1 protein-coding gene is annotated in these 1156 nt (G+C 52.1%); it reads right to left on the bottom strand.

From position 1 onward, the window contains the following. Positions 1 to 140: 140 nt before the first annotated feature. Complete coding sequence (locus R3F64_RS19335) at positions 141 to 1085, bottom strand: IS5 family transposase (protein WP_253026933.1); 945 nt, start codon at positions 1083 to 1085, stop codon at positions 141 to 143. Positions 1086 to 1156 lie beyond the last annotated feature (71 nt).

Raw genomic sequence — 1156 nt, forward strand, 5'->3', positions numbered from 1 at the left:
GGAAGGTCTGAATAACTGCCGATTATCGCCAATCGCGGTTTGAGTCGACAAAAAATCAAAGATTCAGACACGCTTCTCCCGTTATGTGTGTGTTTTTTGCCCGTTTCCCGCCTTTTAGGCGGAAAACGGGCGCACTGGCCCTACGCCAGTTGGTATTTATCACCGATCAGCAGGTTGCTGAACGCCGCCAGCAAGTACAGACGGTGTGTGTTCTTGGCGAGGCCGCGATAGCGGACCTTGCTGTAGCCAAAGACTTGTTTGATGTACCGGAAAGGGTGCTCCACCTTGGCACGGATACTGGCTTTAATTTTTTCGACTTTCTGCTGGTGGGCATCCAATTGCTTACGGGTGCCCGGCCGTTTGGCTATATACCAAGAGACGCTGTTGCGGTGCTTGTGCTCATTCCGCTTTTGAATACCAAGGTAACCGGCATCACCAAAGACCCGTTGCTCTTCACCATGGAGTAGCTTATCGGCAGGCACAATGTCGTGAACATTGGCAGCCGTGGTATCGATGCTGTGAATCAATCCGAGTTTATCGTCGACACCAATGTGCATTTTCATGCCGAAGTGCCAAGCGTTGCCTTTTTTGGTCTGGCGCATGTCTGGGTCGCGCTGGCCGCTTTCGTTCTTGGTGGAACTTGGCGCTGAAATAATGGTGGCATCCACAATACTGCCTTCGCGCAGCATCAGGCCCTGTTGCTCTAGATGCTTATTTACCTCCTTAAAAAGTGCCTCGCCAAGGCCGTGGCGTTCAAGGAAATGGCGGAACTTGAGAATGGTGGTTTCGTCCGGCAAGCGGTCCAGCTTCAAACCAGCAAAATGCCGCATGGATTCAATTTCGTACAACGCATCCTCCATGGCCGGATCGCTCAGGTTATAGAACAACTGCATGAAGTGAACGCGTAGCATCGTGGGCAACGGATACGGCGGCCGTCCCGTCTGGCCTTTGGGGTAATAGCGGGCGACTTTTTTCTCCAACCGCTTCCAGGGAATCAAGTTGTCCATGCGTTCCAGAAAGAGCTCTCGGCGGGTCTTTCGCTTCTTGTTCTGGTACTCGGCTTCGGAGAAAGTGATCTGATCCATGCGGTAATGAATCCTAGGCAGTTGACGATGGCCGTATTATCGCTGATTTCGGAGACTTATTCAGAGTCTCC

This window comes from Halomonas sp. 5021, from assembly GCF_036663435.1.
In the GTDB taxonomy this organism is placed as follows: Bacteria; Pseudomonadota; Gammaproteobacteria; order Pseudomonadales; family Halomonadaceae; genus Vreelandella; species Vreelandella janggokensis.